The 20,597-nt window shown below is 66.5% G+C and carries 18 protein-coding genes and 1 pseudogene; 7 read left to right on the top strand and 12 right to left on the bottom strand.

Annotation, left to right across the window (positions count from 1 at the left end):
• Positions 1–4: 4 nt before the first annotated feature.
• The 3 genes from D1Y84_RS02875 to polX are packed head-to-tail and all read right to left on the bottom strand — an operon-like array spanning position 5 to position 3,667.
• Positions 5–1,192 (bottom strand): FAD-binding oxidoreductase, encoded by a 1,188-nt coding sequence (locus D1Y84_RS02875; protein WP_124847178.1) that lies wholly within the window; start codon positions 1,190–1,192, stop codon positions 5–7.
• Between the two features lie 51 nt (positions 1,193–1,243).
• Positions 1,244–1,888, bottom strand: a complete 645-nt coding sequence (locus D1Y84_RS02870) for a hypothetical protein (RefSeq protein WP_124847177.1) — start codon at positions 1,886–1,888, stop codon at positions 1,244–1,246.
• A 36-nt stretch (positions 1,889–1,924) separates the two neighbouring features.
• Positions 1,925–3,667: a DNA polymerase/3'-5' exonuclease PolX gene (polX, locus tag D1Y84_RS02865; protein ID WP_124847176.1), complete on the bottom strand. Its 1,743-nt coding sequence runs from the start codon at positions 3,665–3,667 to the stop codon at positions 1,925–1,927.
• A gap of 60 nt (positions 3,668–3,727) precedes the next feature.
• Between polX and D1Y84_RS17820 the strand changes: the two genes are divergently transcribed.
• Entirely contained in the window at positions 3,728–3,889 is a 162-nt protein-coding gene (locus tag D1Y84_RS17820; RefSeq protein WP_158615282.1) for a hypothetical protein, read from the top strand.
• 169 nt (positions 3,890–4,058) lie between these two features.
• Here the strand turns inward: D1Y84_RS17820 and D1Y84_RS02860 are convergent, their stop codons facing one another.
• Positions 4,059–4,277 (bottom strand): cold shock domain-containing protein, encoded by a 219-nt coding sequence (locus D1Y84_RS02860; protein WP_124847175.1) that lies wholly within the window; start codon positions 4,275–4,277, stop codon positions 4,059–4,061.
• Between the two features lie 132 nt (positions 4,278–4,409).
• Entirely contained in the window at positions 4,410–5,114 is a 705-nt protein-coding gene (locus tag D1Y84_RS02855; protein WP_124847174.1) for an NUDIX hydrolase, read from the bottom strand.
• Between the two features lie 118 nt (positions 5,115–5,232).
• On the opposite strand from D1Y84_RS02855, the gene bshC reads away from it, so the two are divergent.
• From bshC to D1Y84_RS02840, 3 genes are all read left to right on the top strand, one after another.
• On the top strand, positions 5,233–6,852 hold the full coding sequence (gene bshC, locus D1Y84_RS02850; RefSeq protein WP_124847173.1) for a bacillithiol biosynthesis cysteine-adding enzyme BshC: 1,620 nt from the start codon (positions 5,233–5,235) through the stop codon (positions 6,850–6,852).
• A 167-nt stretch (positions 6,853–7,019) separates the two neighbouring features.
• A complete protein-coding gene (locus D1Y84_RS02845) occupies positions 7,020–7,340 on the top strand; it encodes a hypothetical protein (RefSeq protein ID WP_233581040.1) in 321 nt (106 codons plus the stop codon).
• 128 nt (positions 7,341–7,468) lie between these two features.
• Complete coding sequence (locus D1Y84_RS02840) at positions 7,469–7,798, top strand: hypothetical protein (protein ID WP_124847172.1); 330 nt, start codon at positions 7,469–7,471, stop codon at positions 7,796–7,798.
• 125 nt (positions 7,799–7,923) lie between these two features.
• Here the strand turns inward: D1Y84_RS02840 and D1Y84_RS02835 are convergent, their stop codons facing one another.
• The 3 genes from D1Y84_RS02835 to D1Y84_RS02825 form a co-directional block, all read right to left on the bottom strand.
• Positions 7,924–8,259 carry a metal-sulfur cluster assembly factor gene (locus tag D1Y84_RS02835; RefSeq protein WP_124847171.1) on the bottom strand — a complete coding sequence of 112 codons (336 nt, stop codon included), beginning with the start codon at positions 8,257–8,259 and terminating at the stop codon, positions 7,924–7,926.
• Between the two features lie 232 nt (positions 8,260–8,491).
• Positions 8,492–9,382: a polyprenyl synthetase family protein gene (locus tag D1Y84_RS02830; protein WP_124847170.1), complete on the bottom strand. Its 891-nt coding sequence runs from the start codon at positions 9,380–9,382 to the stop codon at positions 8,492–8,494.
• A 122-nt stretch (positions 9,383–9,504) separates the two neighbouring features.
• Positions 9,505–11,574, bottom strand: coding sequence for a hypothetical protein (locus D1Y84_RS02825; RefSeq protein WP_124847169.1), 2,070 nt, complete (start codon positions 11,572–11,574; stop codon positions 9,505–9,507).
• Between the two features lie 544 nt (positions 11,575–12,118).
• Here D1Y84_RS02825 and D1Y84_RS02820 point away from each other — a divergent pair.
• Positions 12,119–13,252 carry a YeiH family protein gene (locus D1Y84_RS02820; protein WP_370245692.1) on the top strand — a complete coding sequence of 378 codons (1,134 nt, stop codon included), beginning with the start codon at positions 12,119–12,121 and terminating at the stop codon, positions 13,250–13,252.
• A gap of 42 nt (positions 13,253–13,294) precedes the next feature.
• Positions 13,295–14,239 (top strand): LysR substrate-binding domain-containing protein, encoded by a 945-nt coding sequence (locus tag D1Y84_RS02815; protein ID WP_124847168.1) that lies wholly within the window; start codon positions 13,295–13,297, stop codon positions 14,237–14,239.
• Positions 14,240–14,309: 70 nt separating this feature from the next.
• Here the strand turns inward: D1Y84_RS02815 and D1Y84_RS18810 are convergent.
• Together D1Y84_RS18810 and D1Y84_RS02800 are read right to left on the bottom strand one after the other, a co-directional pair.
• Positions 14,310–16,879 (bottom strand): annotated as a pseudogene (locus tag D1Y84_RS18810) (penicillin acylase family protein).
• 268 nt (positions 16,880–17,147) lie between these two features.
• Positions 17,148–18,149: a CPBP family intramembrane glutamic endopeptidase gene (locus D1Y84_RS02800; RefSeq protein ID WP_124847165.1), complete on the bottom strand. Its 1,002-nt coding sequence runs from the start codon at positions 18,147–18,149 to the stop codon at positions 17,148–17,150.
• Positions 18,150–18,357: 208 nt separating this feature from the next.
• On the opposite strand from D1Y84_RS02800, the gene D1Y84_RS02795 reads away from it, so the two are divergent.
• Positions 18,358–19,362 carry a phosphoesterase gene (locus D1Y84_RS02795; RefSeq protein ID WP_124847164.1) on the top strand — a complete coding sequence of 335 codons (1,005 nt, stop codon included), beginning with the start codon at positions 18,358–18,360 and terminating at the stop codon, positions 19,360–19,362.
• A 16-nt stretch (positions 19,363–19,378) separates the two neighbouring features.
• On the opposite strand, the gene D1Y84_RS02790 is transcribed toward D1Y84_RS02795, so the two are convergent.
• Positions 19,379–19,795: a hypothetical protein gene (locus tag D1Y84_RS02790; RefSeq protein ID WP_124847163.1), complete on the bottom strand. Its 417-nt coding sequence runs from the start codon at positions 19,793–19,795 to the stop codon at positions 19,379–19,381.
• Positions 19,796–19,948: 153 nt separating this feature from the next.
• Positions 19,949–20,593 (bottom strand): HAD family hydrolase, encoded by a 645-nt coding sequence (locus D1Y84_RS02785; protein ID WP_233581038.1) that lies wholly within the window; start codon positions 20,591–20,593, stop codon positions 19,949–19,951.
• Positions 20,594–20,597: the final 4 nt, after the last annotated feature.

Genomic DNA, 20,597 nt, shown 5'->3' with positions numbered 1-20,597 from the left:
GCGCTCATGATTCGATCTTGAAGCGATCTGGCGAGAACGCCGTGAGATCGACCGAGGTTGCCTCGCCCTGGACCAGTTCGCGCAGAACACGTGCTGTGCCGGGGGCCAGCAGGATTCCATTGCGGAAGTGCGCAGTGGCGACCCAGGTATTGGCAGCGAGCCTGCCCAGCACGGGCAGCGCGTCGAGGATGCCCGCAGAAAAGCCTGGCCGTAGACCGGTCCAGCGGGCCGAGATGCGGCCCTTCAGGATAGGCGGCCACAGGGCTGCGGCCTGTTGCCACAACCGGTCGCCGGCCGCGATGTCGATCGAGCGGTCAAAGCCGGCGTGCTCCACGGTGGCCCCGATCACGACGCGGCCGTCGCCGCGCGGCACCAGGTAGAGCTCCGGCGTGCGGATCACCATGGGCAGCATGGTGGTTTGCTCGAGCGTGACCTCGATCATCTGACCCTTGCGCGGCGCTACCGGCAGGTGGATGCCCGGGCGATTGCCTCCTGCTGCCGGCAGCAGTCTGGGATCGGGGCTTGCGGAGATTGCAGAGGTCCCAAAGGTCCCGGTCGTCCAGGCGCCCATGCATAGCAAAAGGTGGTCGGCCTCGAGCGTTTCGCCGTCTTCAAGCAGCAATGCCGGGGCCGCGGCACCGTCGCTCGACGCGCCGCCCAGCACACGGGCAATGGGAGCATGCTCCCGCAGAGTGACGCCCGCGGCCACAACAGCGCGCGGCAGCGCTGCACACAGGTCGCGCGGGTCCAGGCTGGCTTCCTGCACGCGTGTGAAGCGGTAACCATTGCGGTACAGGCCCGGCAGATCGGCAGGGGATGCTGCAATGGATGGTGCCTCGCTGGATGGTGTCTCGACGGGCGGCAAGGCGGAAACGTCAGGGACACCCTCGCAGCGCTCACCCTGCAGCGCCGTGGTGGTGCGCAGAGGCACCCGGCAGCCGCTGAGCGACTCGACCCGCTCCAGCCACGCCGGGTACAGCGAGCGGCTCAAGCGCGACAGCGGCAGCAGCTCCGGCGCGTTCTCCGGGTCGTCCACGGCAAGCATGCCGGCAGCAGCCCAGGAGCTTTGCTCCATGGCGCGGCCCCGCTCCAGCACCGTCACGCGGTAGCCATGCTGCTGGAACTCGAGCGCCGCGGCGAGGCCCATGATGCCGGCACCGGCGATGAGGATATGCTCGGTGGTGCTCTTCACCTGTTCATTGTAGGTTGCGGCACAGCCCCCGCCTGCGTGCGCAGGGCAGCGTCAGGGCTGCGCGGTCTTTTCCTTGATCGCCAGGTCGCGCTGGTACTGGAACGACATGGCCACAGAAAACTCGCGGCGCGCGTCCCACTGCTGCTTCGTGACTGGGAACACAAACAATGCCATTCCTTTGACCGACTGCTTGGGCGAGATCGTCATCGTGCGCGGTAGGATCGAGCCCTGCATGCGGCTTGCCGGCGAGTAACGGGCAAGCTTCTCGATCTGGTCGGGCGGCGCAGCATAAGCAAACAACTGCTGCCCGTCCTGAAAGGAAAGCGTGGCTCGTTGCGCGGTTTCAAACAGCGGCACCTCGAGCGTCAGATTGGTCATGTCGAGCACTACCCAAACCAGCAGCTGGTCTGTCTTGACCGTGCCGCCGCCGTAGCCCTCGGCCATGGTGCCGCCCACGTGTTCCTCGGTATGCATCGAAATCACGCGGATCGATTCGATCGCGCCGTCAGCGACACGCGGCTTCTGCTTGAAAAAGACGTAGGCCCAGACACTGGCGAACAGGACGCAGACGATCGCGATCAGCACCACAACGCGACGGCTCTGGCCCTGGTCGTATGCCGGCGTGGGGCGGCCGGAGAAGGTGGGCTCGCCCGGGAGCGGCGTGGTGGATCGGTTGGAGGAGTGTTGCGTGGGCATGCGAGTCACCTTGGCAGTGCGTGGGAGAGAAGCGCTTCAGGGACGCGGGCGCAGTCCACTCAGGAAAGCGTCAAAGGAGCGGGTGTTGAGCACGTCAGCAGCGGTAAGCCCGGCGCGGCGCAGCTGGCGGATGCCGTACTGCAGCTTGCCCAGCGTGGAGCACTGGTGCGCGTCGGTGTTGATCACGATGGGGCAGCCCAGCTCGTGGGCCAGGCGCAGGTGGTTGTCGGAAAGGTCGAGCCGCTCCGCCGAGGCATTGTGCTCGACGGCGCAGCCGACCTCCGCCGCTCGCCGGAGCACGGCGGTGATGTCGAAACGCATGGGCTCCCGCCGAAGCAGCAGTCGCCCGGTGAGATGCCCGAGGATGCGCACATACGGGTTCTCGACCGCGCGGAGCAAGCGCTCGGTCAGCTCCTGCTCGGGCTGCGCGAAGTGCGAGTGGGTGCTTGCGACCACGATGTCCATCTGGGCGAGCACGTCGTCCGAAAGATCGAGCGAACCGTCCGCGAGGATATCGACCTCGATGCCGGGCAGCACGCGGATGCGGCCTTCCATGGCGCGGTCCACCTCGTGGATGCGCGCGATGTGCAGCAGCGCGCGCTCGTCATCGAGACCGTTCGTCATGGCGAGCTGCTTGGAATGATCCGTAATCGCGATGTACGCATAGCCGATCGCCGCGGCCGCCTCGGCCATCTCGCGGATGGTGTTCTTTCCGTCGGTAGCGTCGGTGTGCATGTGGAGGTCGCCACGAATATCGCTGAGTTCGATCAGCCTGGGCAGGTTGTTGTTCTCGGCAAGTTCAATTTCGCCATTGTTCTCGCGCAGCTCGGGCGGAATCCACGCCAGTCCGAGCGCGGAGTAAATCTCCTCTTCGCCGGCGCCGGCCACAAACGAGCCGTCCTCAACACGCGCCAGGGCGTACTCGCTCAGCGTGTAGCCGCGCCGCAGAGCGCGCTGGCGAATCGAAACATTGTGCGTCTTGGAGCCGGTGAAGTATTGCAGCGCCGCACCGAACGAGCCCTCGGGCAACAGGCGCACATCCACCTGCAGGCCCGAGCGCATGCGGAACGAAACCTTGTTGGCGCCCTTTGCGAGGATCGTGCCAGCCAGCGGGTAGGCCGCGGTGTAGTCGACAGCAGCGGCAACCGCCTCTTCCGCGCAGGCCGGGCCGGTCACCAGGATGTCGAGATCGCCGGCGGTCTCGCGGCCACGGCGCAGCGACCCGGCCGGCGTAATACGGGTCAGGCCAGGGAACGCGGCGAGATACTCGATCAGCTTGTCGGCGGCCTGCTCGACGTGATTGATCTGGAAGCGGCCGTTGTTGCGCTTGTAGTCGGCGATGCCCTGCAGGAGCTTATCGACACCCTTCTGGCCGAAGCGCGGCAGCGCAAGCGCGCGACCATCTGCCAGCGCAGCTTCGAGCTCTTCAATCGAGCCGACCTGCAGCGCGTCCCAAAATAGCGCGACGGACTTGGGCCCCATGCCGGGCAGGCGCAAAAGCTCCAGCATCGTGGGCTTGTAGCGCAGCAGCAACTCTTCGCGCAGCGGAAAGGTGCCGGCCTTCTCGATCTCGAGAATGTTGGCCACCATGCCCTTGCCAATGCCGGGGATGGCGAGCAGCTTTTTGGGCTCCTCGACCAGCGTATGCAACTGCACGGTGCTTGCTTCCACGGCCTCGGCAGCGCGGCGGTACGAGCGGATGCGGAACGGGTCGGCCGAGGAGATCTCGAGGAGATCCGCCGTTTCCTCGAGCATGGCGGCGATCAAGCGGTTTTCCATCGCTTTCTACTGTACTGAGAAAGGCAGCGCGCCGGTCATGGCTGGGTGCAATCCGGATGGGTGTGTTGGACAAAACTCTTTACGGGCGGCCAGTCTCCGCGGTACCACCGGAAGCGGGCTGGTGCATACATCTTTACGCCGGACACCGTGTCGGCTATGGAGCGCATCGGCGATCTGCCGGAAGACGGCCTGCTTCTGCTCCCTGGTGTCGCCGACGGTTAAACAGGTGCGAGGGTGGGGCGCGTTCAGCAATTCCAGCATGGCGCCCGGAGTGACTCCCACGTCTCAGACACGAGACATGGGGCACCCGGTTCTGCTTCAGGCTAGCAAGGCGGAAGGAAGTGCTGCGCCCGGCCTGAAAGTGCATTGCGGTACGGTGCGCTCGATAGCGTCAGGCGATCTCGCGATGCCGGACGACCTGGTCGGCCTGCGGACCCTTCTGACCCTGAATTACGTCGAACTCAACCTCGTCGCCTTCTTTCAGGCTCTTGTAGCCCTCGATCTGGATCGCGGAAAAGTGTACGAACACATCCGGCCCATCGTCCCTGCCGATGAAGCCGAAACCCTTGGCGTTGTTGAACCACTTCACTTTGCCCTTGAACTGTGCCACCTGAGGAGCCTTCCTGTGCGCAGATTGCGGTTGGGGGGAGCCCAGCCTGCCTGCAGAGTTCAGACGGGCCGGCAGCGCGGATGGTTTCGCGTGCCGGCTGCGACACCGCAGGGCTGTCCGCTTGGACGAAGCTCAGTGTTTTTTGCTGTGGTGTTTGCCGTTCTTTTTTGCGGCCTGTTTGCGTGTGGCGCGTAGCTGGCGGTACCCGCTGATCGCAATCAGGGTCTTGCCGTCGAGCACCTGGCCGGCGGCAATCAGGTCCTCCACCTCCGAGAGGGGAAGCGGATAGATGTCGAGGGTCTCATCGGCTTCCGGCCGGGCGGTACCGGCGGTCAAGTCCTCGGCAAGGTAGATCTGCATCCACTCGCCCAGGAAGCCGGGGCTCGCGTAGTAGCGCACCAGCTCGGTCCAGGTCTCGGCGGCGTAGCCTGTTTCCTCTTCGAGTTCGCGCTTGGCCCCGGCAAGCCGCTCCTCGTTGGGCTCGATCTTGCCCGCGGGCAGCTCCCACAGGTACTGGCCGGCCGCATGGCGGTACTGCCGCTCCATGATGACAACCGGATCCTTCTTGCCCTTCTTGCCAGACGAATCCACCGCGAGGATCACCACCGATCCGTTGTGGCGGATCACGTCCCGGTTGGTGACATGGCCGTTGGGCTCGCGAATCTCTTCCTTGTAGACCTTGAACAAGGGTCCTTCGTAGGCAACATGGGAGGAGAGGATCTCTGCCTTGCCCTCGGCCCGGAGCTGCAACGCGGTGGGCGCTCCGGCTGCCGCCTGTTCTGGCTGTTGCTTGGGTTGCTGCTGTTGCTGCTCTGCGTGCTTCAGTTTCTTTGCCATGCCTGCTCCTCGATTGTTCCTATTCTCTGCCACGGTAGCCGATGTATGGGATGAGATGACGGGGCAGGGCGCCGGAGCGGTCGTGAGAAACTGGGACGGAGTAGATGGAGGAAGCCCTGTGGCCGGTGCCTGTTATCCCCTTGCTGTGCTGCCGGGGCTTTCCCGCTTGTTTGCAGAGTTTGTTGAAGGTCGCGCCGGGGCGTTTTACCCGGCTTCTCCCGTAGGCCGGGGATGGATGCACCAGGACGCGCCCGTGTCCGTACCAAGGCCGGAACTGGCCGCCCTTCTGTCTGCCCAGAACGATGCCTGCCACGCGGGCTCGCCAGCGATGGCCAACATTGAAAAGCTGCGCCACGGTGCGCGGGCGGTGGTCACAGGCCAGCAGGTAGCGCTGTTCGGCGGCCCGCTCTACACCCTGCACAAGGCCGCCACGGCCGTACGCCTGGCACAGGATGCCACCGCCGCAACGGGTATTCCCCACGTGCCGGTGTTCTGGCTGGCGACCGAAGACCATGATTTTGCCGAGATTGACCACGTGGTGCTGCCCGCGCAGGACGGCACCCTGCACACCGTGCGACTTACGGAGCACCCGGACCGTGCCTCCGGCGCGCCCGTGGGCGCCCTGCGGCTGGGTGCGAGCATAGACGCGGCTCTCAACGAGGCCGCGGCGCTGCTGGGCCATGGTGCGGAGATCGAACTGCTCCGCCGATGTTACCGGCCCGAAGCAACCTTCGCTGGGGCATTCGCGCAGTGGCTGGCTGCTACATTTCGTGAGCAGGGCCTGGTCGTTATGGACGCGGCGGGACGTGCCGCGCATGCGCTGGGTGCCCCGGTGTTGCGTCGGGCCATTACCGAGGCTGCCGAGCTGGAAACGCTGCTGCTCGAGCGCGGCCAGCTGCTGGAGCAACAGGGCTACCACCAGCAGGTGCTGGTCAAGCCGGGCGCCAGCCTGCTGTTTCTGCTGGCGGGCGGTGCTGAAAATGCACCCCATACCCGTCTTCCCCTGAAGCGCACCGGCAACGGAAGCTGGACCGCCGGAAGCACGAGCTACTCCACCGAAGAACTGCTGGAGATCCTGGGCACCGAGCCGGAGCGGCTGAGCCCCAACGCACTGTTGCGGCCGGTGTTCCAGGATGCGATCCTGCCCACCGCCGCCTACATCGGCGGCCCGGCGGAGATCGCCTACTTTGCCCAGAATGGCGTGCTGCATGAGCGCCTGCTGGGTCGTTCCACGGTGGTGCTGCCCCGTTTGAGTGCCACCTTGATCAGCGCCAGGCAGGCCGAGGTGCTGGAGCATGACGGCATTGACCTGCCGGAGCTCTTCCGGATGCCGAAGGACGAGCTCACCCAGCGCGTCGGCGCGCGCGCCATGCCGCTCGAAGCCAAGCAGCGGCTCCACGCGGTGGGCAGCAGCATGTCGGTCGAGCTGGACGCACTCACGGCCTGGATGACCGGGCTCGATGAAGCGCTGGGCCGCTCTGCCGCAGTGGCTGCGAGCAAGATGCGCTACCAGCTCAACCGCCTGCGCCGCCTGGCCGCGCAGCGTGAGCTGGAGCGGGATGGCAGCATCCGGCGCCGGGTCAGCGCGCTGTATGCTGCGGTGTACCCCGGTGGCCACCTGCAGGAGCGCGCCGTCGGCGCCTCCGCGGAGCTGGCGCGACATGGCAGCGCCCTGGTGTCGCTGCTGGTGGACTCCGCCGGTGGCGATTGCCCGGGGCACAAGCTCCTCACCATCTAAGCGTCCGGCTCGCGCAGGTGCTGCGCAGTCGGATCGCGGCGCAGTCGCTCGAAGGCGATAGACGCGTTCGCCAATGCAAACAGCGGCGACACGGCTCCCCGGCAGCCGGCCGCATCTCAACCGGAACCAGCGCGTGAATGCATCCAGGGAAGTGAGGATCGAGCAACATGGCAGACAAGATGCGGAGCGGGACGGAGCCTTTTGATGTGAGCTGCCCGGAGTGCGGAGGCATGCTGCGCATCGATCCCGCGACCCGGGCGGTGATCGCGCACACCCCCGCCCCGCGCAAGCGTACGTTCGAGGATTTCGAAACGGCGGCGCGAGCCATGCGGGAAGGCGACGAGCGCAAGGAGTCGTTGTTCCGGCAGGCAGTGGATGCTGAAAAGAACAAGGAAGACGTGATGGCCAAGCGGTTTGCCGAGGCGCTTCGCAAGGCGAAGGAGTCGCCCGTGACGGACCGGCCCTTGCGCGACTTTGACCTGGATTGAGTTGCACGAATCGGGATTGACCCGCATAAATGCAGATGGGTGGGCCCGCGGGGCAAAGCTCTGCACCCGCATTCGCACCGAAACGCAGCATCGCGCATCCCACAGGGTGACTGGAGGAGCTAACAGAGATGAAATCAACGAACCTTTCGACACACACCGACGGCGACACCCTGGCAGCTGTGAAGCAGGTGCATTGGTCGCACCAGGTGGCCGCGGCCTCGCTGGTTGCGGGAGCGGTTCTGCTGATCACGGGACGCAAGCAGGCGGCGCTGATCGTGGCCGCCACGGGCGCGGCGACGACGCTGCTGGAAGAGCCGGAAGAAGCGCGTGAGCTGTGGAGCAAGCTGCCCGCCTACATTCGCCAGGGGCAGGACTTCCTGGTCAAGGCGGAGGGCATGATCGAGCGGGTAGGTGAGCAGGCCGCCCGTCTGCGCGAGACGATGGGTCGCCAGGGATAGCCTGGCGCGGTCAAGTGGGGCAAGTGAGTCGAGTGCGTTGAGCAGTCGATCGGGAAACAGAAAGCGGCTGGTGAGGCGGCACGGATCGTGCCCCTCACCAGCCGCTTTCGCTTGCTCCGGAGATTCTACGAAGCGATGCCCAGCTTGCGTTGCGCCTCGGGACTGATCCGGTCCGGCGTCCAGGCCGGCTCCCACACCAGCTCCACGTCGCAGAGGCTGATCTCCTGGATGCCGCCAAGCCGATTGCGCACCTGCTCGATGATCATCGCGTGCGCCGGGCAGCCCTGCGTGGTCATCGACATCACGACGTGCACCTTCTGCCGCGGCAGCATGCCTGGCGCATCCGGGTCGGGCTCGACCGTGACGTTGTAGACCAGCCCGAGATCCACGATGTTGACCGGGAGTTCCGGGTCGTTCACGTCCCGGAGGGCGGTGCGTACGTCGTCTTCAGTGAGAGGCATGGACAGGTTCTCCCATTTTCATTGCAAAGTTCTTGGCTGGTTCGGCCGGCAGCGGGTTCGGAGTGGGCGCAGGGTAGATTTGTAACACCCGGCGCCGTCTTTCTTGATTCCCGCGTCTCAGGAGCGAGACATGGGGCACCCGTTCTGACGGCACGGCCCGCGCTTGCCACGTGCATGGATCGCTGTGTCTATTGTTGCACCTGCCGACACAGGCGTTGAACGATTGGGCGCGCTAGTGCTGTCGCTCCACCAGGTAGCTGGCCACGGCCTTGAGGCTGTCCGCATGCGGGCCGAAGGTCGACAACGCGGCAAAAGCCTCCTCAACCAGGCGTTCCGCGTCTTTATGTGCCTGCTCCAGACCATGCACGGCAGGCCAGGTCGCCTTCTCGGTAGCCACATCCTTGCCGGCGGTCTTGCCCAGTTGTTCCGAGGTCTGCGTCATATCCAGGATGTCGTCCACGATCTGGAACGCAAGCCCGGCCTTGGTGCCAAAGGTGGTCAGCAGCGCGCATTGCTCGGCATTGGCGCCGGCATAGAGCCCGCCTGCCACCACGCTGACGCGGATCAGGGCGCCGGTCTTGGCGCGGTGGATTGCTTCCACCGAAGCCGCGGTAGCGGCAGTGTTTTCACCCTCAAGATCGAGCACCTGGCCGCCGATCATGCCGTCCTCGGTGCCGGTTGCCTCGGCAACACGGCGGATGATCTCGATGCGCGCTTCTGGCGGGCAGGCGATGCCGGCCAGCACGCGGTAGGCGTGGGTCTGCAATGCGTCACCCGCGAGGATGGCGATGGCTTCGCCAAAGACCACGTGGCAGGTGGGCTTGCCGCGGCGCAGGTCGTCGTTGTCGAGCGCAGGCAGGTCGTCGTGCACCAGCGAGTAGGTGTGCAGCATCTCAAGCGCGGCGCCCAGCTCTTCAACGCCCGCGGGGACGACGCCCGCGACGGCGCGGGCTGCCTCGATGGCCAGCACCGGCCGCAGGCGTTTGCCCCCGGCAAAGGTGCTGTGGCGCATTGCTGCATGGATGGATTGCGGAATGGCGGTGGCTGGGGGAAGAAGGCGCTCCAGCGCGGCATCGGTCGCCGCGGCACCAGCGCGCAGCAGGCTTTGCACATCAGGGGTCATTTCCGTCTCATCATAGCTGACTTGGCCCCGACGTCTGGCAGTGTCAGGCCGCCGGCTTACGCAAACAGGAACGGCGCATGCCAGCCGGCAATTCGTTTCCCCGAGTTGCCATCTCGGTGCCGTCAGGCTCCCGAAAGACGCAACCGGGGCACGCGCCCGACGCAGCGGCGGCGCGCCAGCACACACAGCAGCACGGCAGCCGCGAGGGCGCTCAGAGCGCGTGCAAGCCAAACGTCGGGGGTGGCCCGGTAGCTGCCGGTGATCGTGGCCGGCTGCGAGAGCGGCAGCTCCACGGCGAGCAGTCCGTCCTCGCGCGGCACGCATCTGGCAGCGCAGGGCGCCCCATTAAGCAGGATGGACCACGCAGGGTAGCGCTCCAGGCGGAGCACGGCGTAACGCTGCGGGGTCGTTGTTCCGAACGGTGCCGCCGGACCCGACGCGGGCGTGATGCGCACGGTGAACTGTTCCGGCTTCCACCGGAGTATGTCGACTCGGGGAGCCGGCTGCGGGGCCGGGGTGAGTGGCGCGGGCGCAGTCCACGCCGGGTTGGCCGTGGCGGTGTCATCGCCTTCGTCGGCATCGGCCTGCGGGAGCAGGCGCACCACAGGCAGTCCTTGCTGGATTTCGCCATTGTCGCTATGCGTGGGCGTGTACTCGTCTGTGCCTTCAAAGCCGGCGCCGGTGCGGACCAGTTGTTGTTGTGCGGCAACGTTGTCTTCGTCGTCACAGGGCTGGTAGCGGGTGTGCGCAGCCCACGCAACGCTGCCCGCAACGTAGACCACGGCGAGCAACGCGCATGCAAGGGTGGGAGCGTGGCCCGGGAGCCAGGCGCGGCGACGATCGCCCGGGTTTGCTGGAAAAGCAGGGATCGCCGCGCCGCGCCACTCGCTCGCTCTTGCGCCAACGTGAGCGCCCAGCAACACGGTGGCCGCACTTGCCGGCAGCAGCAGCCGCCAGGGAAACTGCAGAAAGCGCAACTGCGGCAGCAGGTGCCACAGCGGCGCGCTCCAGCGCAATTGCAGCAGTGCGCAGGCAGCAATCAGCGAGGCCAGAAAGGTGGTTGGCGTGTGCAGTGCAGCGGGACTGAACGTGATGCCCCGGCCGATGCCAGCGGCCGCAAGAGACGGCTTCAATCGTGCGAGTTCCCCGAGTCGGCCTCCTCGGCTGCGAAGAAAGCGGCGACCCAGCAGCGCGGCAGCTACAAGCGCAGCGGCGGCAAAGGTCGCGACGCCGATCACCGAGGCGGTGTGCAGTACCTGGTCGTGAAAGGCTTCGCCGGTGCGTTCAAACCAGAAGCTGTCTTCCACGCGCATGCCGGAGCCCACGGCGCGCTGGATCTCCACAAAACGCTGTTCGTACCAGGCGGGCACAAGGTAGTCAGCGGCCAGCGCGCAGCCCAGTGCAAGCGCGGCAATGCCCTGCAGCAAGCAGCGGCCTGCACGCTTCCACGGCGGTGGATTGCGGCGCATCGATGGGCTGCAGGGTACGTTGAGTGTCCAGATCCCGGAGGCGGGCATCGGGTAGTCCAGTGGCTCGGGCTCCGCACGGCGGGCGCGGAACCACGTGCTCCCGGCCCGCCACAGGGTGGCCGCTGCAACCAGGTAACAGCCCATCACGGCTGCCGGCGCGTTGGTGTACCAGAGTGCCGCGACCAGAACGCCGATGCGCGCCGGCGACCACCGGGGTGCCAGCACCGCGGCAAACAGCAGCGGCAGCCACACGGCGGCAAGCAGTTCGCCGAATGCGGTGCGCTCAAAGCCGGTAAACAGCAGGTAGGGGCACAGCGCGTACACCATGCCTGCGAGGCTGGCACAGCGCAGGCGGCGCGCCGGGCCTGCGGTGCGCGCCACTGCAAAGTGCATGGCAGCGGCGGAGCCTGCCACGCACACCGCGGTAAACGCAGCGGGCACCAGCGCCCAGGGCAGCAGCAACGACAGGAGGGCGCCCAGCAGCCACGAAAGCGGAGGATAAAACAGCAGGCGCGGCTCGCCCGCGCCGTAGTTGGCGCCCGGCACCCATTGGGGCGCGAGCAGGCCGTCGTGCCAGGCGGCGCACACCGCAAACCAGCTCTGCAGGTGGAAGTCGAAGTCGTGTCCGCACGAGGCGCCATGGAGCAGCAAAGGCACCACGGCGATCAATCCGACGGTTGGCGGAAGCAGCCAGCGGGCAGCCTGGCGCCTCACGCGCGGCATGCGTGACCGGTGGCTGGCATGCGGGCAAAGGCCTGGCGCGGGTTCAAGAAGAAAACCCCTCGGCGCAGCGCGCGGGTCGCGCGCGGGCCAGCAGGGTAGAGCCCGAACGGAGCCTGCAGAGTCGATTCACCCTGATCGTAACTTCACCCCTGCCTGCTCCGATATTTGCGCCGCCTGTCGCGATGGTCCCCGGGCGCTTGCTGCCGGGAACGTGCGCACACCTCGCTCGCTACACATGCTATCGCATCAGGATCCGCCGAAAGCAGCCACGGCGGCAGCGCGCTGTCTTTCTCAATCGTGCGGCCACAGGCCACAAGCACTTGCCGCCACACAGCCCCTGCCACGGGCACCGCGTGCGCCCTAGGGATGAAGCGTCGCTGCCTGCGGTACGCCCTGCATTGCCACGCGGAACACGCGCGTTCGTTGTTTCCCCGCGCCTCCGCAAGCTCCACAGCCACGACCCAAAGATCTGCTTATGCCCGATCACTTCTTTGACTTGGACGCGCCGAACCCGCGCGCTCAGTCTGGGAGCAGAGGACACACCGTGATTCAGACCCTGCCCCTGCCGATCGGCCCAACCAAGAGCGAACCCGCCACCCTGTGCCGCTCGGCATTCGCGCCGGCCATGTTTCTCGACGAACGGGCGATCGAGCGGCTCCCAGCAAGCGCGGCACTGGCCGAGCAGAAGGAAGTGGTCGAAGACTCCTGCAAGCAACTCAGCAGGCAAATGGATGCCAAAATCCTGTTCTTTCTGGGACTGCTGCTTGCCGCGAGCGGCTTCGTCTCGCCACCAGTGGCGCTCGCGGGAGGCATCGCGTACGGCTTCACCGGAGAGCACCCGCTGCGGCGCGAAGCCAGCACCCTTGCGAAGCTGCTGCTGCAAGTCTCCGTGGTGCTGCTCGGCTTTGGCATGAACCTCGAGCAGGTGCTGAGGGTGGGCAGGTCAGGCTTCGGCTACACGGCCGTCAGCATCACCATGGCGGTCGCGCTGGGGCTTCTGCTCGGCAAGCTGCTGCGCATCGGCGGCAAGGCGTCCTACCTCATCACGATGGGTACGGCGATCTGCGGCGGTTCCGCAATTGCGGCACTCGCCCCGATCACCGAGGCCAGCGAGGAAGAGATCTCTGTTGCCATGGGCACCGTGTTCCTGTTGAACGCCGTCGCGCTGCTTCTGTTTCCCGCGGTGGGTTGGTGGCTGCACCTGAGCCAGAACCAGTTCGGGCTGTGGGCAGCGCTAGCTATCCACGACACGAGTTCAGTGGTAGGCGCCGCGGCGAAATACGGCAACCAGGCGCTCGCCATCGGCACCACGGTGAAACTGGCGCGCGCTCTCTGGATCGTGCCGATTTCGCTCGTGACCGCTGCACTGGTACGCCGCGCGGCGGCAAAAGCCGGCCGCCAGCACACGGCCAAAGTCAGGGCGCCATGGTTCATCCTGCTGTTCATCGGGGCTTCGGTCGCCAGCACCTGCCTCGTTCCCACCGCCCCGGTGTACGGCAACCTGACCCACCTGGGCAAGCTTGGACTCGCCGCAACCCTGTTCCTGATCGGCACGAGCTTCTCCCGCAAAACGCTGCGGCAGGTGGGCTTTCGGCCGCTGCTGCAGGGCGTAGTGCTGTGGATCCTGGTCGGTTGCGGCTCGCTCGCCGTTATTTACTCCCACCTGATCGCGATCTAGCAGCCGCCACGCAGGTAAGTTAGCAGGTGAGAGCAGGCCCCCATGATCGAGAACTTTCGCCTCCACGTGTTTCGCAGCGTCGCCCGGCACCTTAATTTCAGCCGCGCTGCCGAGGAACTCCTGCTGACGCAACCAGCGGTGACGCAGCAGATTAAGGCGCTCGAAGACGAGCTTGGCGTGGCGCTGTTTGATCGTGGTGGAGGCCACGTGCAGCTGACGCCGGGCGGCAGGGCGCTGGTACCGTTCGCCGAAAAGCTGCGGGCGCTCGCCGAGGAAGCAAGCACAGCCGTGGCTGCAGCCTGCGGCCAGCAGGGTGGAGAGCTGGCGCTGGGCGCCTCGCAGACCATCGCGCAGTACCTGCTGCCGGCGTTGATCGCAACGTTTCGCAAGAGCCACCCCCGGGTGCGTGTCACCACGCAAAGCGGTAACACCGACACCATGCTGGACGCGCTGGTTGCGGGCAGAATCCAGCTCGCGCTGGTGGAAGGACCCGACCGCCGCCGGGATCTTCAAATCGAGCATTTCATGGAAGACCACATGGTGCTGGTAGTGCCGCCGGCGCACGAGTGGGCCGGCGAGGAGGTCACCATCGGGATGCTGCGCGAGGAGCCGCTGTTGCTGCGCGAGTTCGGCTCCGGCTCGCGCCGCGTGATCGAGCAGGCGCTGGCGGCCCGGGGTCTCAGGGCGAAAGACCTCAAGGTCAGCATGGAACTCGATTCGACCGAAGGGCTGCTGAGTGCGGTCGAAGCCGGCCTCGGGGTGGCCTTTGTGTCGCGCTGGGCCGTGCGCAACCAGCTCGCCCTCGGCACGCTCAGGCTTGCGTATGCGCGGGAGCTGAAGCTGGCGCGGTGGCTTTCGGTCGCGCGTGCACTTGGGCCCGACACCGGCGGAGGCGCCGAAGCATTTCGTGCCCTGCTGCTGTCAGGAATGCTTGAGCCCGCGCCTCGCCGAACAGGCGCATCGCGCAGCCCCAGAGCGTCCGCGTGAAACAACGCCGGGGCGCGGGGAGCGCAATGGTTTCTTGTTGCTCCGCGCGCGGACAGTGGACGCGGCAGGCTCAGGGAACCAGCAGCAGCGTGTGTTGCGCCGCAGCAGCAACGGCAGCGGCAGAGTAGGGGAGCGTAAACGTGGTGCCGCCGTACCAGGCAGGCCACTGGTTGCGGTAGTACGGGCTGGCCGGGTCCTCGGACTCACCTGCAACGATGTTCTCGGTGGACTGGTCGAGGTCGCCCAACACGGCGGTAAAGCGCTGCGACGGGCCCAGCTCGCCTGACACCTGCTTCACCGTGGTGGGGTCACCCGACTGCGGCAGCGGGCCGATACCCGCGTGGAACCCGGGCAGCAGCTTCCAGAGCGGGTGCTCGATCGCGATGGTGTGGGTATCGCCGTAGTGCCAGGTGCTGAGTTTGGCAGGTGCGTCCTTGAGTCCTCCATCCACCAGGGCTGCGAGGAAGTCGTTCCAGTTCCGGTACGCGGGCGGCAGCCACGCGGCGGGCTGATGCGCGATCATCTGCTCGCGCGCGTAGGCAGACTCGGACCAGTCATAGAGCTTCCAGCCATCGCCGACCTTGGCTTCCAGCACCGCAGGCCAGAAAGCTTTCTCGGTCGCAGTCACAATCGCGGCCGCAGGCGAATTGGTGGCGAGAACGCCATCCCAGGAGCGCAGGAGGTCAGCAGCGGCGCGTGCCCGCGCGGTTGGGTGCGCGGCATGGTCCACAGCATAAGCCAGGCGCTCGGCGATCTCCTGGTCCACCTCGGAGAACACGTCAGTCTGGAGCCGCAGCATCGCAGCCGGGGTGAGCGCCTGGGCGCCGGTAAGCTGCTTCCAGATGCGCTCGTTGCGGTACGGCGCGGCCCAGTCCAGGCTCAACTGGTACGGGTAGCCGTCGGGTGAAACCCGGGCATTGGCAGTGGCGACGATGCCGCTCGCCGGGTCAAGCACGGCGGGCATGGCCTCGAATGGGATATAGCCGGTCCACTCGCCGATCACCGCCGGCGGGGTGGAGGGAGCGGGCTGGGTCGGAACCGTCGAAGTGCCGGGCTGTGGTGCTTCCCACATTTCAGACGCGGGCTGTGGAGCACCCGGTGTTGTTTGCGCCGCGGACTGCGGCGTGGGTGAACCGTTGAGGGCCTCGGGCGCGAGTGGAGACACAACAGGCTGGGGTGGCGCTGCCCTGGTGACACCGGGCGTGATCGGCGCGCTCTGCAGCCCTCCGGCGCGGATCGGGATCAGCCCTACGGCCTGGTAGCCGATGTGGCCGGCATCGTCGGCATACGCGACATTGAGGCTGGGAGCCCACCAGGTGGAAAGAGCAGCGCGAAAGCTGGTCCAGTCCGTGGCGGTATTGAGCGCGTATAGCGGCAGCCCCGCGGCCCTGGTGTCGTAGATGTTCCAGTGGACGGAGTACACCCGGTTCTGGGTCTGCGCCTGGTCGAGCGGCAGGGAGCCCAGTAGTGCTGAGATGATCGGACCATGTGCGGTGCGCTGCACATCCAGTTCCACATCGCTGCCGCCGCGTACCTTGATGCGTTCGTGCTCATGGGTCAGCGGCTGCCAGTGCACGGAGCCATCGGCAGCCACCACCCGGGCCTCGCCGTGCTGGTTGAGCTGTTCCACGTACACATCCTGCACATCGCCGCCCATCGCGGTGAACCCCACGCGATGTGATCGTTGTGGCCGGCCGAGATTAACGGCAGCCCGGGCACGCTGAGGCCCGCCACGTGAAAGCTGCCGGCGCGCAGCTCCGACTCGTACCACGGGTCAGGAATCTGGTGCTCGAGGTGCATGTCGTTGGAGAGCATGGGCTTGCCATTGGCCGTGTGTGCCCCGCTCACGGCCCACTCGTTGGAGCCGGGGCGACAGCCGGGGCAACGCTCGGCTGCGCCGGGCAGGTTGGACAGGGCAAGCAGCGCATCGGTTGGCAGCAGGCGCGGCTCCCCGGGTGGTGGCGTGGCCGGCAGCGCTGGAGCCGTGTTGCGGACCTGCGATGGGTCGAGCGGAACCAGTGGCACGATCTGCGGGTCGCTGATCGCCGGGGCGCTTGGCACGGGCGGGTGGTCCCTCCAGGAGCCAATCGGGTACAGATCCTGCGCCAGCGCTGCGTTGCCGTGGGCGGCCAGCCGCGCGGTGAGCTGTTCCCGCTTGAGCTTGGCCTGCCAGCGCTCGTCCAGCATCTGCCCCATCGAGAGCGCCACCAGCATGGAGTCGGCCGGCTTCCAGGCACGGGGCTTGTACAGTAGCAGCGAAAACTCGGCCGGCAGCGTGCTTTGGGCGATATAGGCGTTGACGCCGCGGGCATACGCATCGAGCTGGTGGAGCTGGTCCGGCGGCAGGGCGGCCGTCATGCGGTCGGCGACGTCGCGCACGCCCAGCGTGCGTTCCATGCGGTCATGCGGCACGAGCTTGGAGCCGAGGATTTCGGCGGCCTCACCAGCAGGCAGGCGGCGCGCCATGTCCATCTGCCACAGGCGGTCGCTGGCCGTGACCCAGCCCTGCGCAAACAGCAGGTCGTCCAGGGAGGCGGCCTCGATATGCGGCACACCCTGCGCATCGCGGCGCACCGTGACACGGCTGTTGAGCCCTGCGACATGCAGCGTGCCGTCAAGCGGTGCCAGCGATGCCTGCATGCGATGGTGCAGCCCCAGAACCACCGCGACCGCGAGTAGCGCGACGACGCCAAGGATGGAACCAAGAAAGAGGACGATGCGGGCAGGCGAGAACGGGCGGGCAGGGCGTACGGGTTTGTCGCGCATCACGTGGTGATTCTCTCACCCCGGAATGCGTGCTTTTGTGAGCGGGCGCATGCGTTCACCAGCAGATGCCACGGAGCGCGAGGGTGCCCGGGAACGACCATCAGCGGTCGTCTTTCGTCACAGCCTACCCACAGGGCAAGTCTCAGGAAACCACCACGGAGCCGGGACGGAAGGCGCGGCCTCGACGACGCTGCCATAGCAAAAGCAGCAACGCCACGAGGACGAGCACCGGGAACACCAGCACGCTGCCCTCCGGCCCGGTAGCACCGCCGCTCCACAGCGTCGGCCCCGTGGGCTGCGACGTAAACAGGTGCCCGGCCACGCCGGTGCCACTGTCGGCCGTGCCCCAGAAGAAGCTTTCACCCCAGTCCCACGCGGCGTGGAAGGCGATCGCCCACCAGAGAGACTGCGTATAGAAGATCGACAGGCAGAACAGCAACCCCACCGCCATCGCGGCAAACAGGCCTACCGCCGTTTCGCCCGGGTTGACGCCATGGATCGCACCAAACGCGATCGACATGACGATGGCGGCGGCAGGGAAGCCGATGCCGCGGGCCAGGGTAAACAGCAGGTAGCCGCGCAGCATGGTTTCCTCGGCAACCGCCACGAGCAGAAACGCCGCAGCCCAGAGCAGGGCGTAGCTCCACGCCGGGCTGCCATGCAGCACTGGCCCGGCAAGCACGAGCAGGTGTTGTGCCCGGAGCCAGCCCACCAGCGCCGAGATGGCCGCGAAGCCCGCGAGGAGGCCACCCACCGCGCGTGCCGTGTTGAGGCCGCGAAGGCCAAAGCTCAGCAATGGACGGCCCTCGATACGGGCCATCACCAGCGTGGCCAGCAGCACGGCCGCAGCCAGCAGCAGCTCGCTGAGCATCATCACGCCTGGCGTGATCGCGGCAGGGTGCTGCGCCGGATGCGAGCCGGAGTGCGCGGCAAACAGCCACTGCGATGCCACCCGCAGTGCAAAGCCAAGCGCGGCCAGGATCGCCAGGAACAGCAGGCAGGCCCAGCCGGCGCGTAGCCCCTGCGCGCCAAACAGGATGTGGCTGCGGGTGGCCAGCGGATGCTGCGGTTCCCGGGCAGTGCCCGGCGCTGCGACGTCACCTCGAGTGAGGTCGTGGGGAGTCTGGGGCGGTCCATCCTGCATCCTGTCTGTGTCCTCTCACTTTTGATCGTGCGGCCATTCTGCCGGAAGGTGCACGCGCGCGCCACAGAGTCGAGCCGGGATTAACTTTTCATCCCCACCGTCCGGGTGCGCGCTGCCTGACTTGACAGGCCGTCCCTGCGCCGCCATCCTAGTAGATTCGTGCCTTCAGCCTCCAGGGCGGGCAGTTCACCGAAAGGAAGTCGCCGCATTGACGGTTCGTGTTTTCTATCACGGGAATTGCTTCGACGGAGCCTGCTCCGCTGCACTGTTTACCCGCTTCCACCGCGAGCGCATCGATCCCTCGGCAACCTATGAGTACCAGGCGCTGATGCACCGCGCGGGCTCGCTGTTTGACGACTCCGCCTTTACCGGCGACGAGAACGCGATCGTGGACTTCAAGTACTCGCCCTCGCCCAGGGTCACGTGGTGGTTTGATCACCACCTCAGCGCGTTTCTTTCGCCCGAGGACCATGCTTCCTACGAGCAGGGGCTTGCGGATCCGACGAGCAACTTCCGCGACCGCCGTTTCTACGACCCACACTACACCTCGTGCACCTCGTTCATTGCCGACACGGTGACGGAGCGCTTCGGCTTCGATCGCTCGGGAGTGGCCTCGCTGGTGCACTGGGCCGATATCGTGGACGGCGCGCTTTACGAGAGTGCGCAGGCAGCCGTGGAGATGCGCGAAGCAGCGATGCGGCTGACACTCGTGATCGAATCCACCAGCGATGACAGCTTTGTGCCGCGACTGATCCCTTTGCTGGGCACCCAGTCGCTCGAAGACATCTTGGAGCAGCCGTTTGTGGCTGAGCTCCTGCCGCCGCTGCTGCAGAAGCATCGCGAGGCGATCGAGATCATTCGCGAGCGGGCAAAGCTCGAGCAGGGCACGATCTTCTTCGATCTCGCGGACCGCTCGCTCGAGGGCTACAACAAGTTCATCCCGTACTACCTGCATCCCGAGGCGACCTACTCGGTGGGCCTGTCGCGGTCGAGCTTTCGCACCAAGGTTGCCGTGGGTACGAACCCGTGGACGCCACTGATCAAGACGCCGGAGAAGCTCGTTAACCTGGCCGCCATCTGCGAGCGGTATGGCGGCGGCGGTCATGCGCGGGTCGGGGCCATCTCTTTCCCGCCCGACCGCTATGACGAGGCCAAGGAAGTAGCAGCCATCGTGGTGGCGGAGCTGCGCGCGGCGGACCAGGGCGCTTTGTAGCGCGCCCGGCGCTCGCCTAGCGCGCCAGCAGGCTCGCCGCGGCAACGCCTGCGCCGTGCAGCAGAAGCGCAACAACCAGCCCGGCGACAATGCCGCGCCATTTCGCAACCAGCGAAGCCAGCAGTCCATAGACAGGAAACTGCGCCCACATCATCCACTGCGCGAGCGTGTCGCGCTGCTCCGGCGCAAGCGCGCCAAGGCCCAGGCGAGCGCCGTGGAGCTGGATCAGCGTGACCCACGGGTACAGCAGGCGCAGCGCGCCCGGGCCTGAGAGCACCAGCACACTGGCTGCGCGCACTGCAAATGGCGTGGCCACCAGCGCCAGCAGCAGCGGCCACCAGAGGAGCCAGGACGAGGTCTTTTGCTTGCGGGACCGGCCTCGTTTGCGCGGTGCGGTTGCCGGTCGTCTGCGCTGCGTTGCTGCGGGTGCCATGGGTTCAGCATACCCGGCTGGGTCTTTGTTGCTCCGGTCGGCCTGGTGGGTCGATCGGTGTCGACCGCAGGTCCTTCGCTTCGCTCAGGATGACAAGGCGGCCTTTGAGATGACCGCATTCTTTCGAACCAGACCTGCGGCTCGGGCGCTTCCTTAAAGGCCCAGTGCTTCGGCGTTGCGCTGCATGGCGGCGAGGCAGAAGGCGATATGCGTGTCGAGGTCGATGCCCAGTTCTTCCGCGCCTTCCACCACGTCTTCGCGGCTGACTCCCCGCGCAAACGCCTTGTCCTTCATCTTCTTGCGCACGCCGGCCGGCTCTACATCGGCGATGCGTCGCGACGGCTTCACCAGCGCACAGGCTGTGAGCAGCCCGCTCAGCTCGTCCGAGGCATACAGCGCTTTCGCCAGGTGCGTGGTGCGCGGCACGCCCGAGTAGTTCGCATGCCCCAGGATCGCGGTGCGGATCTCCTCAGGCCAGCCCTGTTCCTCAAGGATGCGCACGCCGACGAACGGGTGCTCCTCGGGCGAGGGATGGCGCTCGTAGTCAAAGTCATGCAGCAGTGCAGTCACACTGTAGCGTTCGGCCAGCGCGCCGGCAGCGGCCGCATCGAGGCCGAGACGCGCCGCCTCCTGCTCACCGTAGGCGCGGCAGCACGTCTCTACTGCTAGCGCGTGCTTCCGCAGACTTGCGGACTCGGTGTACGTTTCGAGCAGGTGAAGAGCCCGGGCGCGCGACCATTCCTGTTCTGCCGACACGGCATCGGACGTTGCATCTGCGTGCGTGTGGCCTTGGTTCATAGGG

The sequence above is a fragment of the Acidipila sp. EB88 genome (assembly GCF_003858395.1).
Taxonomy (GTDB): domain Bacteria; phylum Acidobacteriota; class Terriglobia; order Terriglobales; family Acidobacteriaceae; genus EB88.
The sequence above is the reverse complement of the archived record's forward strand: the minus strand, read 5'-3'. Positions and strand labels throughout refer to the sequence as shown.

Excerpts from the sequence above, each read along its gene's own strand:
- D1Y84_RS02870 (WP_124847177.1), bottom strand. The coding sequence starts at position 1,888 with ATGCCCACGCAACACTCCTCCAACCGATCCACCACGCCGCTCCCGGGC.
- polX (WP_124847176.1), bottom strand. The coding sequence starts at position 3,667 with ATGGAAAACCGCTTGATCGCCGCCATGCTCGAGGAAACGGCGGATCTC.
- D1Y84_RS02855 (WP_124847174.1), bottom strand. The coding sequence starts at position 5,114 with ATGGCAAAGAAACTGAAGCACGCAGAGCAGCAACAGCAGCAACCCAAG.
- D1Y84_RS02845 (WP_233581040.1), top strand. The coding sequence starts at position 7,020 with ATGGCAGACAAGATGCGGAGCGGGACGGAGCCTTTTGATGTGAGCTGC.
- D1Y84_RS02840 (WP_124847172.1), top strand. The coding sequence starts at position 7,469 with ATGAAATCAACGAACCTTTCGACACACACCGACGGCGACACCCTGGCA.
- D1Y84_RS02835 (WP_124847171.1), bottom strand. The coding sequence starts at position 8,259 with ATGCCTCTCACTGAAGACGACGTACGCACCGCCCTCCGGGACGTGAAC.
- D1Y84_RS02830 (WP_124847170.1), bottom strand. The coding sequence starts at position 9,382 with ATGACCCCTGATGTGCAAAGCCTGCTGCGCGCTGGTGCCGCGGCGACC.
- D1Y84_RS02825 (WP_124847169.1), bottom strand. The coding sequence starts at position 11,574 with ATGCCGCGCGTGAGGCGCCAGGCTGCCCGCTGGCTGCTTCCGCCAACC.
- D1Y84_RS02815 (WP_124847168.1), top strand. The coding sequence starts at position 13,295 with ATGATCGAGAACTTTCGCCTCCACGTGTTTCGCAGCGTCGCCCGGCAC.
- D1Y84_RS02800 (WP_124847165.1), bottom strand. The coding sequence starts at position 18,149 with ATGCAGGATGGACCGCCCCAGACTCCCCACGACCTCACTCGAGGTGAC.
- D1Y84_RS02790 (WP_124847163.1), bottom strand. The coding sequence starts at position 19,795 with ATGGCACCCGCAGCAACGCAGCGCAGACGACCGGCAACCGCACCGCGC.
- D1Y84_RS02785 (WP_233581038.1), bottom strand. The coding sequence starts at position 20,593 with ATGAACCAAGGCCACACGCACGCAGATGCAACGTCCGATGCCGTGTCG.